Consider the following 14,405-nt stretch of genomic DNA (forward strand, 5'->3'; position numbering starts at 1 on the left):
TCAGCCCACCAGGCTTTGGTTCAGACCTTGCACGAGGATGTCGCGCGGCAGGTCGATGCCGATGAACACCATCTTGCTCACGCGCGGCTCGCCCTCGGACCACTTCGGCCCGAGGTCGCTGCCCATGAGCTGGTGCACGCCCTGGAAGATCACCTTGCGGTCAGTGCCGGCCATGTGCAGCACCCCTTTGTAGCGCAGCATGCGCGGACCGTAGATGTTGACGATGGCGCCAAGGAAATCCTCGAGCTTGGCCGGGTCGAACGGGCGCTCGGCGCGGTAGACGAAGCTCTTGACGTCGTCGTCGTGATGGTGGTGATGCGGGTGGCTGCAGTGCTCGCCGGGCGCGTGGTCGTGGTCGCAGTGGGCGTGGTCGTGACCCGCGTCTTCCTTGAGGAAGTCCGGGTCGATGTCGAGTTTGGTGTTGAGATTGAAGCCGCGCAGGTCGAAGACGGAAGCGATCGGCACCTCGCCAAAGTGCACCATGCTTTGCGGGGCGCGCGGGTTCATGTGGGTGAGCCGGTGCTGCAACGCAGCGAGTTCGTCCGGGCTCACCAGGTCGGCCTTGCTGATGAAGATGCGGTCGGCAAAACCCACCTGGCGTCGTGCCTCCTGCCGCTCATCGAGTTGCTGCTGCGCGTGCTTGGCGTCGACGAGCGTGAGGATGGCGTCGAGCAGATAGCTCTCGGCAATCTCGTCGTCCATGAAGAAGGTCTGCGCGACCGGGCCGGGGTCGGCGAGGCCGGTGGTTTCGATCACCACCCGCTCGAAGTCGAGTTCGCCACGGCGCTTTTTCTGCGCGAGGTCCTGCAGCGTGGTGCGGAGGTCTTCGCGGATGGTGCAGCAGATGCAGCCATTGCTCATCTGGATGATCTGCTCCTGCGTGTCGGTCACGAGGATGTCGTTGTCGATGTTTTCCTCGCCGAATTCGTTTTCGATCACGGCGATTTTCTGGCCGTGTGCCTCGGTGAGCACGCGCTTGAGCAGCGTGGTCTTGCCCGAGCCGAGAAAGCCGGTGAGGATGGTGGCGGGAATCAGTGCCATACGGTGAGGCCTCGAGTCATGGAAAGCAATGCGGCTGCGCGGCGCGCGAGCGGGGCGACAGTGTAGCCGCGCGGTCGACAGCGCACCGTGACCACTCTACATGAGGTGTCAAGCCCGGATTTGAATCCTTTTTTGATAGCACGATATGACCATTTGACGCTGGGTTTTCGGGATATTTTCCTGAAAACAGGGCTCAAAGCGGCTGGCGCAGCACCACCAGCCCCTTGAGGTAGTCGCCCTCAGGGAAAAACAGGGTGGCCGAGTGGTCCGGGGCGGCGGCCAGCCGCTCGGTGATGGCGCCATCCACACCGGCGTCGATGCCCGCGCCGGCGACGATCTTGTGGAACAGGCCGGCGTCAATGCCGCCCGAGCACGAGAACGTGAACAGCTCGCCGCCGGGCGCGAGCAGCTTGAGCGCCAGGCGGTTGATGTCTTTGTACGCACGCGCGGCGCGTTCGGCGTGGGCGGCCGTCGGCGCGAACTTCGGCGGGTCGAGAATGATGGCGTCGAAACGCTCGCCCGCGTCCAGAAAACGCCGCAGCGAGGCGTTGACGTCGGCATCGAGAAACTGCGCGCGCGCCGCATCAAAGCCGTTGAGCGCGACATGCGCGCGGGCGCGCTCGAGCGCGGGCGCCGAGGAGTCGATGGACACCACCTCGGCAGCGCCGCCGGCCAGCGCGGCCACGCTGAAGCCACCGGTGTAGCAATAGCAGTTGAGCACGCGCACAAAGCCGCGGCGCCGCGTGTGCACGGCAAAACGCGCGCGGTTGTCGCGCTGGTCGAGATAAAAGCCCGTCTTGTGGCCCTGCGCGATGTCCACCGTGAGGCGCCAGTCGTGCTCGCGGATGGTCACTTCGGTCTCGCCGCTGCCGCGCAGCCAGCCCACGGACTCCGCGAGCCCCTCGAGCGTGCGCACGCTGGCGTCCGAGCGCTCGTACAGGCGCGGGCAGCCGGTCAGCTCGAGCAAGCTGTCGGCGATCAGCGACTTGTTGCGCTCGACGCCGCAGGCGGTGAACTGCGCCACCAGCGTGTCGGCATAGCGGTCGACGATGAGGCCGGGCAGACCGTCGGCCTCGCCGTGGATCAGGCGCACGCCGTCGCTCTCGACCCCGAGCAGGGCGCGTGCCCGCACGGCGCGCTCGATGCGCGCGCGGAAAAACGCCGCGTCGATACGCTCAGCCTCCTCGAAGCTCCAGACGCGGGCGCGGATCTTCGACCGCGGGCTGAATGCCGCCCACGCGAGGAAGCGCCCTTCGCTGGACTCGATGCGCACGAGTTCACCGGCGTCGCCGCTGCCCTTGTCGATGGCGCCGTCGAACACCCAAGGATGACGGCGCAGCAGCGAGCGCTCTTTGCCCGGTTTGAGTCGGATGGTTTTCATGCGTCCGATTGTCGCCGGCGCAGCGCCGCCGAGAACCCGGCCCCAAGCCGCCAACATACCGCCCGAGCGCCGCGCCTCAATCGGGCTTGGGCTTGGACTTGGACTTGCGCGTGGCCTTGGCGCGCGGATGCGCGGCGTCGTAGGCGCGGGCGAGATGCTGGAAATCGAGCCGGGTGTAGACCTGCGTGCTCGTGATGCTGGCGTGACCGAGCAATTCCTGCACCGCGCGCAGGTCGCCGCTCGACTGCAGCAGGTGACTGGCGTAGCTGTGGCGCAGCATGTGCGGATGCACCGGGGCCGACAGGCCCGCAAGCTGTGCGCGCCGCCGCAAGCGCTGCCAGATCGACTGCGCGGTGAGCCGCGTGCCGCGCCGCCCGACGAACAAAGGCTCGGTCGGCTGCGCGGCCCCGCGCACGGCCAGCCAATGGTCGAGTGCGGCGAGCGCCGCGCGCCCGACCGGCACGCTGCGGCGCTTGCGGCCCTTGCCGGTCACATGCGCCTCGCCCGCCTCGCGGTCGATCCAGCCGCGTCCGGCTTGCGCGGCTTCGGCGCTCGCACCCACGTCGAGCCCGACGAGCTCGCCCACGCGCAGGCCGCAGCCGTAGAGCAGTTCGACCATGGCCGCGTCGCGCGCTTCGAGCCAAGGGTCGGCGGATTCGTTCGCAAACTCGGCGAGCTGCACGGCGTCATCCACCGGCAGCGCCTTGGGCAGCCGCTTGGCCGCCTTGGGCGCGCGCACCCCCTGCACGGGGTTGGTGGCGATGCGGCCCTCACGCCCGAGCCACGCGTAAAACCCGCGCCAGCCCGAGAGGATGAGCGCGATGCCGCGCGGCGTGCGTCCACCGGCGTGCATGCGCGCCGCCCAGGCGCGGATGTGGTGCGCTTGCACCTCCTCGAGCGATACCCCGGCCTCGAGGGCGCGCGCATGGAGTTTTTCGAGGTCGAGCTGGTAGAGCGCCACGGTCCGCGGTGCGAGCCGCTTGACCACGCGCACATGCTCGAGGTAGGCCCGCGCGATCGCGGGCAGCTCGAGCGGGCTGGGAGCGTCGTCTTCGCTTTGGGCCGAGGCGGCGGTGCCATTTGCCGGGGCGGGCATGGCGCGACGGGGCGGCTGGGCGCGACGGTGGCGGGCTTCAGCGGAGCCGGGAGAGCGCCGCGCTGACGATTTCACCCAGGCGCTCGATCAGGTCGGTCGCCATGCCCGCCGCGAAGCGCTGCGGGTCGGGCGAAGCCAGCACCAGCAGACCAAAGGCCGGCGTCTCGACCGTATCGCGCAAAGGCAACAGCACCAGCGACGCGGCGCGCTCGGGCTCGGGCAGCCAATGCACCGCTTCGAAGCCCGCATTGGCGCCGATGTAAGGCTGCGCCAGTGACGACGCGAGGCTGCGCACATCGCCGCTTGCCCCCTGCGCCCACGGCTCGGTGCGGTGCGCGTCCGCCACCTCCCAGACCTTCAGCGCCACCTGCGGCACTTGGAAACGCTCGCGCAGTTCTTCGAGCACGCGCTCGGGCAGATCGGCGGGCGCGCGCACGAGCAGCAGGGTCCTCGCCAGCGCCAGCAGCCGCTCCGTGAGCAGCATGTTTTCGTTCCCGTGGCGAATCATTTCCATGATCCGTCGCTCCAGGCCCTTGATGCGCTCGCGCAGCATCTCGGCCTGGCGCTCTTGCAGGCTGACGGCACGTGCCCCGTGCGGGCTGGTGAGTTGCACGCTGGCGAGCAGCTCCGCGTGCCGGTTGAAAAAGTCCGGCGTCTGGATCAGATAGTTGGCGATGTCATCCTCGGTGATCGGGGGCACGCCAGGGGTGTGGGTATTCATGGGTTCTTTCCTTTGCCGACGCAGCGGCGTCGAAGTGTCGCTGCCAAAGCCATCACGCATTCACGGCGCATCCGGCCCGGCCGGGTGTTCGGGCAGTTCGATCTCGCCCTCGAAAACGGTGACCGCCGGCCCGGTCATGTGCACGGAATCCTCGAGCCGGCCCGACCACTCGATGGTCAGTCGACCGCCACGCGTGCGCACATCCACCCGGGAATCGAGCCAGCCCAGGCGGATGCCCGCCACGACGGCGGCGCAGGCGCCGGTTCCGCAGGCGAGCGTTTCGCCCGCGCCCCGCTCAAAGACCCGCAGCCGGATGTTCGAACGATCGACCACCTGCATGAATCCCGCATTCACGCGCCGCAGAAAAGCCGGGTGATGCTCGATGCAGGGCCCGAGGACCTCGACTTCGGCACGCGCCACATCGTCGACGCGCAGCACCGCATGTGGGTTGCCCATCGACAAAACCGCTACATGAATGAGAGCATCTGAATCGCAATTTGCGCCGGCCATAGGACGATTTTCTTTCAAATCCAGCGGCCACATCTGCCACGAGCCGACCACCATCGGCGTTCGGGCGCCGGGCTCGAATGGCACGCGCGCAAGTTCGAACACCGGCGCTCCCATGTCCACCGTGACGCGGCCGTCGGGCTGCACGGCGAGCGACAACACCCCGCTCGCGGTGCGCACGCGCACCGGGTTGTCCTGGGTGAGGCCGCGCTCATGCACGTAGCGTGCGAAGCAGCGCGCGCCGTTGCCGCAGTTCTCCACCTCGCCGCCGTCGGCGTTGTGGATCACGTAGCCGAATGCAATGCCGGCGGCGGCATCTTCAGGCGTGGGCGCGCGCACGCTCAGAATCTGGTCGGCGCCGACCCCGAAATGCCGGTCGGCCAGGAAGCGGTAATGCGCGGGCTCGAGCCCAAACCGGCCCTGCGTCTCGTCGAGCACGACGAAATCGTTGCCCGCACCCTGCATCTTGGTGAAGCGGATCTTCATGGCCGCCATTATCAGGCGCCAGCCGAACGCGGCCTGGGTCGCCATAAGGCAACGCTGAATCAGTTCCCGTGATGGCGCGCGCCCGGCTGCGGGATGGGATGCGAGGCGCAAACCGAGACAATAGCCGCAGCTATGGCGAGGATTTGCAACGAAGCAGACCGCCCGCAGCCGGGATGCGCGGCGCGCGAGGGACTTGTTCAGCGTTGCCATAATCCAGCGCATGGTCCGCCCCACCCAACTCCTGCACCCGCAGCGCGAACCCGCGCCACCGCGCCCCGCCGCCACCGTCCTGCTGCTGCGCGACAGCCCGGCCGGCTTTGAGGTCCTCATGACCCGGCGCAGCGCGCATGCAAGCTTTGCGCCCGGCGCCTACGTGTTTCCCGGCGGCGGCATCGACGCCGCTGACGCGAGTCCCGAAGCACACGCGCAGGCCACGCGGCGCCCCGGCCAGCGCGAAGCGCATCTCACCCAGGCGATTGCCGCCATTCGCGAGAGCTTCGAGGAACTCGGCGTGCTGCTCGCGCGCCACGCCGACGGGCGCATGGCGGATGCGGCCGACATCGCCGCCCTCGACCGCAAGGGCTCTTTCGTCGCCCAGTGCGCCGCGCGCGGCCTCCAGCTCGCCGCCGCCGATGTGTTCGTGCTGGCGCACTGGATCACCGACCGTGACCTGCCGCGGCGCTTCGACGTGCCCTTTCTCGTCGCGCGCATGCCCGAAGGCCAAGAGCCCGTGGCCGACGAGGCCGAGCAGTTCGAGCCGGTCTGGGTGCGGCCGGCCGATGCGCTCGCGCGCCATGCCGCGGGGCAGTTCTTCATGATCTTCCCGACCATCCGCACGCTCGAGCGGCTGCAACACTTTGCCGGCGTGGACGCCGTGCTCGCCGCCTGCGCCGCCAACGAGGAGCCGCTGTGGACGAGTTGCCCGCGTGCGGGCCTGCTCGGTGGGCGCGAGGCGCGCTTTATGGAGCACGAGCCGCCCTACGGCGAACTCGAACTCGTCTGCCCCGACGGCCAGATCCTGCATCCGCTCGACTGGCACCGCGACGAGCCCACGCCGCTGCTCAAAAACGTCGCGCGCCTGACCGCCGCCAACCCGGGCGCCATGACCGGCCCCGGCACCAACAGCTACCTCGTCGGCGACCCCAGCACCGGCTACATCGTCATCGACCCCGGGCCAGTGGATGCCGAGCACCAACAGCGCCTCTGGCGCGCCACGGGCGGCGCGATCTACGCCATCGTCTGCACGCACTCGCATCCCGACCATGCGCCCGGCGCGTGGCCGCTGCAGGCGCTGTGCGCGCACCGACCACCCGTCCTCGGGCTACCCTCGGCCGCCACCGCGCGTGCCGCCAGTGCGTTCACGCCCGACCGAACGCTCTGCGACGGTGAATACCTGGTGCTGCGCAGCGCCGACGGCACCACGACCCACACGCTCGAGGTGCTGCACACGCCCGGCCATGCCGCCAACCACCTCTGCCTGGTGCTGCGCGAAGACGGCCTGCTGTTCAGTGGCGACCACATCTTGAACGGCAGCACCACCATCGTCGACCCCCCCGATGGCGACATGAGTGCCTACCTCGACTCGCTCGACCGACTCGCCGCGCATGGCCACGCACACGAGGTGCGCTACATCCTGCCCGCGCATGGCTACGTGATCGCCGACGCCCCCGCCGCCATCGCACGGCTCAAAGCGCACCGACTGCAGCGCGAAGCCAAGGTCATCGCCGCCATGCAGGCCGCGCCCGAGGGCACGCTGCAAGACTGGGTGCGCCTGGCCTATGACGACGTGCCCGAACGCATGTGGCCGCTGGCCGAGCGCAGCCTGCTCGCCCATGTGCAGCGCCTGCGCGCACTCGCCCCGGGCAACGACGGCCTATGAACCGTCCCCCGAATCCCGGCGCTGCCCCCGTAGAGGTCGGCGAGCGGCTCGCCAAGCGGGTGGCCGCGCTGCGCGGCTGCTCGCGCGCCGAGGCCGAGCGGCTGATCGAAGGCGGCTGGGTGCGGGTGGATGGGGTCGTGGTCGAGCAGCCGCAACACCGCGTGCGAGATGAACGCATCGAGATCGACCCGAACGCCCAAGCCGCCGCACTGCGCCCCATGACGCTGCTGCTGCATCGAAGCGCGGCTGCCGCCGCGGCCCCGCCCGCTGCGGCCGACCGCTGGGACGCCGACCCCTCGCGCGAGCGGCTGCTGCGCCGCCATCTGCAGGCCTTGCAGGCGCCCCTCTCGCTGCCGCCGGCGTGCAGCGGCCTCGTCGTCTGGACGCAGGACGCCGCGGTCGCACGCCGCCTGATGGAGGACGAGACGCTGCTCGAGCAGGAATTTCAACTCGACGTGGCGGGCCCCGTGAGCCCCGTGCAACGCGCCGCGCTGCAGCAAGCCCTGCCCGGAGGCAAAGCCAGCGTCGGCAGCAGCCAGGCCGACCGCACGCGGCTGCGGGTGGTCGGCAAGGGCGCACAGGCCCCCGCGGTGCTGCTCGACGCGAGCGCGCGCGCCGGACTTGCGATCCTTGCGCTCAAGCGCCTGCGCATCGGCCGCATCGCCCTCGGCCCGCTGCCCGAAGGCCGGTGGCGCTTCCTGCGGCCGTTCGAGCGGTTTTAAAACTAGGCAACGCTGAACCGGCCGGCAGCGGTCGTCCAGCCCTTCGTTCACTGCGGCGCCAACGAGCAATGGCCCGCGCTCGCCGACGGGCCGGAACCCAGAGCCAGCGGCGGCGGCTCGGCGAATCGGTCATGCGGCGTGCTGTTCTGCCAATCGAGCAGCAAAAGCAGCACGACCACCAGCCAAAAGAATACGGGCCGGGCGCGCCAGCGCCCGGTCGTCCCATTGGGCCTCGATGGTTGGTTCATGGTCTCAGTCCCCCAAGCCCAGCCGACGGCGCAGCCGCACGCCGACGAGGCTGCCCGCAAAGGCGACGGCGAACCACACCCAACCGTGGACGCTGCCGGTGGCTATGCCCGAAAAATACGCGCCCACATTGCAGCCAAAGGCGAGCCGTGAGCTGTAGCCCAGCACCAGCCCCGCCGCCACCGACGCGGTCCAAGCCTGAGGGGAGAGCCGCACCACGGGCGTGGGCTGACCCCGCCAGCGTGCGGCGAGCCAAGCCCCCCAAAGCAGGCCGAGGTCGGTCACGCTGGTGTTGTCGGTCAGCACGCTGGCCTGCAGTTGCGCTTGCTGGGCCGCCTGCCCCCAAAACGCATTGCCGGACAAATCCATGCCCAGCGCCTGCGCGAGCTTAGCGCCCCAGAGCCCAAGGCCATAGACGATGCCCCAAGGCTGGCCCGCAACCACGAGGTTGGCCGCAGCCAGCACGCCCAAGGCCAGCGCGGCCAACCACACCGCGCGCCCGGACCAACGCGATGCAAACGACGCACCCTGCCGCCGCTGCGCACTGAAGACCCAAAGCAGCAGCGCCAGAGCGGCCAGGGCCCCCAACTGCACCGCCAGCGTCAGCGGCGCGCCCCAGCGTTGCACCAGGTTCACGGGCGGCAAAGCGCCGAGCGACAGCCACGCCGGCAGGTGCGCGGCACCGAAAAAGCTGCCGACGATGAAAGCCGGCAGCACCGCCATGCTGACCGGATGCCCCAGGCCCGCCTTGTAGAGCGTGCCCGATCCGCAGCCGTCGGTGACCTGCATCGCGGCGCCGAAGACGAACGCGCCGACCAGCAGGCTCACCGACAGCGGGCCGTTGGCTGCGCCCAGCTCGGGATGCGCCGCCAGCAGCGGGACGCTCATGCCCATCGCCACCGCAATGGCCAAAAACTGCGCCCACAAGCCTTTCGCATCGCGCCGGGTGATCCAGACCCGCCAGCCGGTGGTGAAGCCAAACGCCGCCCCGGCCAGCGCAGCGCCGTAGCCCACACCGATCGCCCACAAAAATCCTTGCCGCCAACCGACGAGCCAGGTGATGCCCGCAAAGGCCGCCACCGCCAGCCCCAACAGGCCCCAAGGCCGCTGCGGACGAGCGTTCCCGGCCGCGCCCGGCACGCCCGCCCCGTTCCTCGAGGCCAGCGGGTTCGAGCATGGGCTAGCCCCGTCCAGGGTTCCACGCTGGACTGTTTGAGCCACACGGGCCGATGCAGGGCTCATGGCGTGCTCCTCCAGAGCGTGCGCAGCTGCGCCCAGAGCTGTTCGGCACGGCCTGGCACATGGTCCATCGGCAGCCCCGCGCGCGACCACTCGACCATCGAACCCGGATAGAGCTGCACGCCGCTTTGCCCCAACACCTCGGAGAGCACGAACCAGTTGATCGCAGCCCAGTGGCCGGTGTTGCAAAAACTGACCATGCGCGTGGGCGCAGCTCCGGCGCGGGCCTGCCACGGGCCTTGCGCGGCGATGCGCGCCAGCGTGGCGGCATCGGGCAGACGGGCGCTGCCGTCGGGGAACCACTGTGCATGGTCGAAGGACTGCGCGCCCGGCAGCGTGCCCGGGCGGCGGGCGGCCGGAGCCTTGATCGCACCCCGGTAAAACGGCGCCGGGCGCGCATCGAGCAGCAGCGTTTGCGGATCACCGAGCCGCGCGCGCACCTCTTCCAGGCTGGCCCGCACCGATGCGTCGAGCCGCGGTGTATAGGTGGAGGGCGTGACCGTCGCCGGCTGCCGGGCCAAGGGCAAACCGGCGTCGATCCAGGCCGGTGCGCCGCCGTTGAGTATGGCCAGGCGGCGCAGGCCCAGCCAGCGCAGCGTCCAATAGACGCGCGCGGCCGCCCCGAAATCCGACGCCTCCTCGCCATCGCCGACGATCACCACCGGCGTTTGCGCGTCGAGGCCCAAGCTGCGCACCCAGGCGGTGAGTTCGGGCAGCGGTCGCTCCTCCCCGAGCGGCCCACGCCAGCGCGAATACGGCGCCGAGACCGCCCCGGCGAGCCAGCGCGCGGCGTCAGCGGGTGCCTCGTCGTCGGGCTCGCGGATGTCGAGAATGCGCACGCGGCCGAGCCAAGGGCGCAGAGCCGACGCCTCGATCAGCGGACCCAAGTTGGAGCCCGTCGCTGCCGCCGCCTCGCCCACCGGGCGCAGCGACGCCGCGGGCGCATGGCCCAACATCACGACGGAGAGCGCCCACCCGGCCAGAACCGTGCGGCGGCGCAGAGAAAAACCGATGTCCATGCCGGTATTGTCCGAAATCGCCTTCATATTCGAAACGACTGAATTTTCATACGCTTCGAACGGGACGTAATAACGACGCGCGGGCCGCCCCGCCCGCACCGACGCGCGAGCAGAGAAGCCTCTCCGCCGATCACACCTCGAACAAGCCCGTGCGCGCCACTTCGGTAATCGCGGTCACGGCCGGGTGGGTGATGCGACGTTCGACCGAGATCGCAAAGAACTCCTCGACCAGTTCGTGGCTGCGCCCGATGCACACGGCGCCGGTTTGGGCCGTCACCTCGGCTTCGAGCACGCTGGGTGCGACGAACACCCCGCGGCCCTCGCGGCCAAAGGCGGTCATGAGTGCGCCGTCGTCGAACTCGCCGACGATCTGCGGGCTGAGCCGCTCGCGCGCGAGCCAACCGTCGATCTGCCCGCGCAGTGCCGAGCTCGCGCCCGGCAGCAGCATCGGCATCCCGTCGAGACAATGCGGGAAGGCGCCGTGCAGCCGCGCCTGCAGCGCTGGCGCGGCGAAAAAGCTGGTCGTGGTGCGGCCCAAGGGATGGTTGAAGGCCCGCACGCTGAGCCGACGCGACAGCGGCTCGTCGGCGATCACCAGGTCGAGCCGGTGCAGCGCGAGCTGCGCCAGCAGATCACCCAGCCGGCCTTCGCTGCCGATGAGCCGCAGCGGCTGTGTGAGCGCCAGCGCCGGCTCGAGCAGGCGATAGGCCACCGCCTTGGCCACGGAATCGGCGACGCCGACGCGAAACTCCAGCACCCGGGGCGCTTCGCGCTGCGGTCGCCGCAGCGCCTCCTCGAGCTCGCGGCCGAGCGCGAAGATTTCATCGGCATAGCGCAGCGCCGTGCGCCCTTCGTCGGTCAGCACCAATTGCCGGCCCTGTTTGCGAAACAACTTGCAGTTGAGCGCGGCCTCGAGAAGCTTGATCTGCCCCGAGAGCGTCTGCGGCGTCGTGGCCAGCACCTCGCCCGCGCGCACGATGCCGCCCGCGCGCGCCGCGACCCAAAAGTAGTGCAAATGCTTGAAGTTGATCATCCGGCTCGCCCGTATTCATCGAAAAACTCGAAGTGAAATAGTTTGAAATTCGAATTTACTCGAAGGATAGGCTTGCCTACACTGAACTTATCCCCACATTCCGTATCTGAAGGGGAAAACCAGGAGAGTTGCCATGCGTCTGAGCACCAAAGGCCGTTTCGCCGTCACCGCCATGATTGATGTGGGCTTGCGCCAGAAGGCAGGGCCCGTGTCGCTCAACGACATTTCGGCCCGGCATCACATTTCGATGTCGTATCTCGAGCAGATGTTCGCCCGCCTGCGGCGCTCGGGTCTGGTCGAGAGCACGCGCGGCCCGGGCGGCGGCTACACGCTGGCGCGGCCCGCCCGCGACATCTCGGTCGCCGACATCATCACGGCGGTCGAGACGACCGATGACGACGAGGCGCCCCGCGCTGGAGCCGAAGACGGCGTTTCGGCCATGACGGCGCAGCTCTGGTCCGAGCTGCAGGCACGCATGCTCGCCTACATGCAGTCGATCTCGCTCGAGCAGCTCATCGAGGAGCAACGCGCCCTTGTCGGGGAACCCGTCGCCGAGGAAAAGCCCCGGATGAAGCGCGGCATTTACCGCCGGCCAGAAACCCGCGCACCGGCTGCACCAGCGGTGCCCAACTCCGTGTTTGAACTCGGTCGACTCGCACTGGCGCCGCGTTGAGGCGCTCCCGCGACCGAGCCACCGCAGCCCACGCCGACGCGTGGGCATTTTTTTGCTCGGGAAAAAAGTGTGAAGCCCGCCGATACGCCGGATTCTGTGCACCCCGGTGACCCGGGGCGTGACCGTCATTCATCTGGGCCGGGGGTCACCCACCCGGCTCGGTGCCACCTACCCGCACACTCCGCGGGCCGCATCATCGTGTGCCTATTTGGTGTTGCTGCGCGTAGAGATTGCCCGTTTCACCCGAACTCAATCGGCTCGTCTCTGTTGCTCTGATCCTCACCTTATACCTTGCGGCTTTCGGTGGAGAGGTGTTACCTCCTACGCTGCCCTGTGCAGTCCGGACGTTCCTCCAGTGCGCCCTTTCGGGACATGCACCAGCGACGGCCTGGCAGGCTTCACACGAGCGATTATCGGTGAGTCCGAATGGACCGGTGTCGCGCCGGATTTGCGAACGATGGATATGATCCAGCCCCCTGCTTGATCGACACAAGCTGACACAGATGATCCGACTCTCCGAACTCAAGCTGCCGCTGGCGGCGCTGCCGGTCGAAGTGCGCCGCGCGGCCGACGCACCCGCCGAGACCGAGGCCGACCGGGCCCCCGCACCGCACCCCATCGCGGCGCTGCGCGCACTGGCCGCGGAGCGACTGGGCTTGGCCGAGCGGGACATTGCCACGCTCGAAGTGTTCAAACGCAGCTTCGATGCGCGCAAGGCCGAGATCCGCGCGGTGTACATCGTCGATGTCGCCTTGCGTGAGGGACTGTCCGAGGCCGACCTGCTCGCGCAGCATGCGGGCGACCCGCACATCCGCCCCACACCCGACATGCGTTGGCACCCGCCGGTGCACGCCCCCGCGGGATTGGCGCGGCGGCCGGTGGTGGTGGGCTTTGGGCCAGCCGGCATGTTCGCGGCCTTGGTGCTCGCGCAGATGGGGTTTCGGCCGATCGTGCTCGAGCGCGGCCGCCCGGTGCGACAGCGCACCAAGGACACCTGGGGCCTGTGGCGCAAGCGCATCCTCACACCGGAGTCGAACGTGCAGTTCGGCGAGGGCGGCGCGGGGACGTTCTCGGACGGCAAGCTCTACAGCCAGATCCGCGACCCGCGCCATCTGGGCCGCAAGGTGCTCCAGGAGTTCGTCGACGCCGGCGCCCCACCCGAAATTCTGTATGAGGCGCATCCGCACATCGGCACCTTCAAGCTCGTGAAGGTGGTCGAGAGTCTGCGCGCACAGATCCTCGCGCTCGGTGGCGAGGTGCGCTTCGAGCAACGCGTGACCGACCTGGTCCTGTCGGACGAGGCAGGCGTGCGGCGCGTCACCGGGCTCGAGGTGCTCGACCAGCGCAGCGGCCAAACACAGCGCCTCGATGCCGACCATGTGGTGCTCGCCCTCGGCCACAGCTCGCGCGACACCTTTGCGAGGCTGCACCGACGCGGCGTGTTCCTCGAGCCCAAGCCCTTCTCCATCGGCGTGCGCATCGAGCATCCGCAAAGCCTCATCGACCGCGCGCGCTGGGGCCGCCATGCCGGCCACCCGCTCTTGGGCGCGGCGGATTACAAGCTGGTCCACCACGCGGCAAACGGGCGCACCGTCTACAGCTTTTGCATGTGCCCGGGCGGCACGGTGGTCGCCGCCACCAGCGAGCCGGGGCGGGTCGTCACCAACGGCATGAGCCAATACTCGCGCGCCGAGCGCAATGCCAACGCGGGTCTGGTGGTGGGCATCGAGCCGGCCGACTTCCCCACACTCGACCGCGCGGCTTGGGTCGAGGCTTTCGGTGCCGAAGACGGTGGGCGCTTTGCCGATGAGGCCGAAGCGCTGGCGCGGGAGACGCCCGCGCGCGTGCATCCGCTTGCGGGCATCGTGCTGCAGCGCGGGCTCGAGTCGCGCGCGTTTGCCGCGGGCGGCGGCACCTACGAGGCGCCGGGGCAGCTGGTGGGGGACTTGCTCGCCGGTCGGCCCTCGACCCGCTTTGGGGAGGTGCTGCCGTCCTACAAACCCGGCGTGAAGCTTGGCGACCTCGCCGAGGTGCTGCCCGCTGAGGTCATCGAGGCGATGCGCGAGGCGCTGCCGGTGTTTGGGCGCCGCATTCCCGGCTACGACCGGGCCGACGCCGTGCTCACCGGCGTCGAAACCCGCACCTCGGCGCCGCTGCGCATCACGCGCGGCGCCGATTTTCAAAGCCTCAACACGCGCGGCCTGTTTCCGTGCGGCGAGGGCGCGGGCTATGCCGGCGGCATTCTCTCGGCCGGGGTGGACGGAATAGAGGTTGGCGAAGCGGTGGCCCAGAGCCTCGTGGCGGCCGCCGTCCAAAACTAAAAACCGCAGACGATGCTGCGGTTTTCAGAGCAATCAAGGTC

13 protein-coding genes and 1 other RNA gene are annotated in these 14,405 nt (G+C 69.2%); 4 read left to right on the plus strand and 10 right to left on the minus strand.

What is annotated here, in order from left to right; all coding sequences use genetic code 11:
- The 5 genes from EDC62_RS07945 to dapF form a co-directional block, all read right to left on the minus strand.
- Complete coding sequence (locus EDC62_RS07945) at nt 1-1,041, minus strand: CobW family GTP-binding protein (protein WP_124222413.1); 1,041 nt, start codon at nt 1,039-1,041, stop codon at nt 1-3.
- 193 nt (nt 1,042-1,234) lie between these two features.
- A complete protein-coding gene (locus EDC62_RS07950) occupies nt 1,235-2,422 on the minus strand; it encodes a class I SAM-dependent rRNA methyltransferase (protein WP_124222415.1) in 1,188 nt (395 codons plus the stop codon).
- Between the two features lie 76 nt (nt 2,423-2,498).
- Nucleotides 2,499-3,518, minus strand: coding sequence for a tyrosine recombinase XerC (locus tag EDC62_RS07955; RefSeq protein ID WP_124222417.1), 1,020 nt, complete (start codon nt 3,516-3,518; stop codon nt 2,499-2,501).
- 37 nt (nt 3,519-3,555) lie between these two features.
- Nucleotides 3,556-4,239 carry a DUF484 family protein gene (locus EDC62_RS07960; RefSeq protein ID WP_124222419.1) on the minus strand — a complete coding sequence of 228 codons (684 nt, stop codon included), beginning with the start codon at nt 4,237-4,239 and terminating at the stop codon, nt 3,556-3,558.
- Nucleotides 4,240-4,299: 60 nt separating this feature from the next.
- A complete protein-coding gene (gene dapF / locus EDC62_RS07965; RefSeq protein ID WP_124222421.1) occupies nt 4,300-5,232 on the minus strand; it encodes a diaminopimelate epimerase in 933 nt (310 codons plus the stop codon).
- A gap of 220 nt (nt 5,233-5,452) precedes the next feature.
- Between dapF and EDC62_RS07970 the strand changes: the two genes are divergently transcribed.
- Both EDC62_RS07970 and EDC62_RS07975 read left to right on the plus strand, forming a co-directional pair.
- The gene (locus EDC62_RS07970) at nt 5,453-7,111 is read left to right on the plus strand and encodes an MBL fold metallo-hydrolase (RefSeq protein WP_124222423.1); all 1,659 of its coding nucleotides are present in this window, start codon (nt 5,453-5,455) and stop codon (nt 7,109-7,111) included.
- On the plus strand, nt 7,108-7,833 hold the full coding sequence (locus EDC62_RS07975; protein WP_124222425.1) for a S4 domain-containing protein: 726 nt from the start codon (nt 7,108-7,110) through the stop codon (nt 7,831-7,833). Before EDC62_RS07970 ends, EDC62_RS07975 begins: the two co-directional genes overlap by 4 nt.
- 47 nt (nt 7,834-7,880) lie before the next feature.
- Here the strand turns inward: EDC62_RS07975 and EDC62_RS07980 are convergent, their stop codons facing one another.
- The 4 genes from EDC62_RS07980 to nhaR form a co-directional block, all read right to left on the minus strand.
- Complete coding sequence (locus EDC62_RS07980) at nt 7,881-8,081, minus strand: hypothetical protein (protein ID WP_124222428.1); 201 nt, start codon at nt 8,079-8,081, stop codon at nt 7,881-7,883.
- A gap of 4 nt (nt 8,082-8,085) precedes the next feature.
- Nucleotides 8,086-9,321, minus strand: a complete 1,236-nt coding sequence (locus EDC62_RS07985) for a YeeE/YedE family protein (RefSeq protein ID WP_124222430.1) — start codon at nt 9,319-9,321, stop codon at nt 8,086-8,088.
- Nucleotides 9,318-10,364, minus strand: coding sequence for a sulfurtransferase (locus EDC62_RS07990; RefSeq protein WP_124222432.1), 1,047 nt, complete (start codon nt 10,362-10,364; stop codon nt 9,318-9,320). The genes EDC62_RS07985 and EDC62_RS07990 overlap by 4 nt, the downstream gene beginning before the upstream one ends.
- A gap of 103 nt (nt 10,365-10,467) precedes the next feature.
- Nucleotides 10,468-11,367, minus strand: a complete 900-nt coding sequence (nhaR, locus tag EDC62_RS07995) for a transcriptional activator NhaR (protein ID WP_124222690.1) — start codon at nt 11,365-11,367, stop codon at nt 10,468-10,470.
- A 136-nt stretch (nt 11,368-11,503) separates the two neighbouring features.
- On the opposite strand from nhaR, the gene EDC62_RS08000 reads away from it, so the two are divergent.
- Nucleotides 11,504-12,043 (plus strand): Rrf2 family transcriptional regulator, encoded by a 540-nt coding sequence (locus EDC62_RS08000; RefSeq protein ID WP_124222434.1) that lies wholly within the window; start codon nt 11,504-11,506, stop codon nt 12,041-12,043.
- A 67-nt stretch (nt 12,044-12,110) separates the two neighbouring features.
- Here the strand turns inward: EDC62_RS08000 and rnpB are convergent.
- An RNA gene (gene rnpB, locus EDC62_RS08005) (RNase P RNA component class A) lies at nt 12,111-12,443 on the minus strand.
- A gap of 103 nt (nt 12,444-12,546) precedes the next feature.
- Between rnpB and EDC62_RS08010 the strand changes: the two genes are divergently transcribed.
- The gene (locus tag EDC62_RS08010; RefSeq protein ID WP_124222436.1) at nt 12,547-14,364 is read left to right on the plus strand and encodes an NAD(P)/FAD-dependent oxidoreductase; all 1,818 of its coding nucleotides are present in this window, start codon (nt 12,547-12,549) and stop codon (nt 14,362-14,364) included.
- The last annotated feature ends 41 nt before the right edge of the window (nt 14,365-14,405 follow it).

This window comes from Tibeticola sediminis (assembly GCF_003843835.1).
Lineage (GTDB): Bacteria > Pseudomonadota > Gammaproteobacteria > Burkholderiales > Burkholderiaceae_C > Tibeticola > Tibeticola sediminis.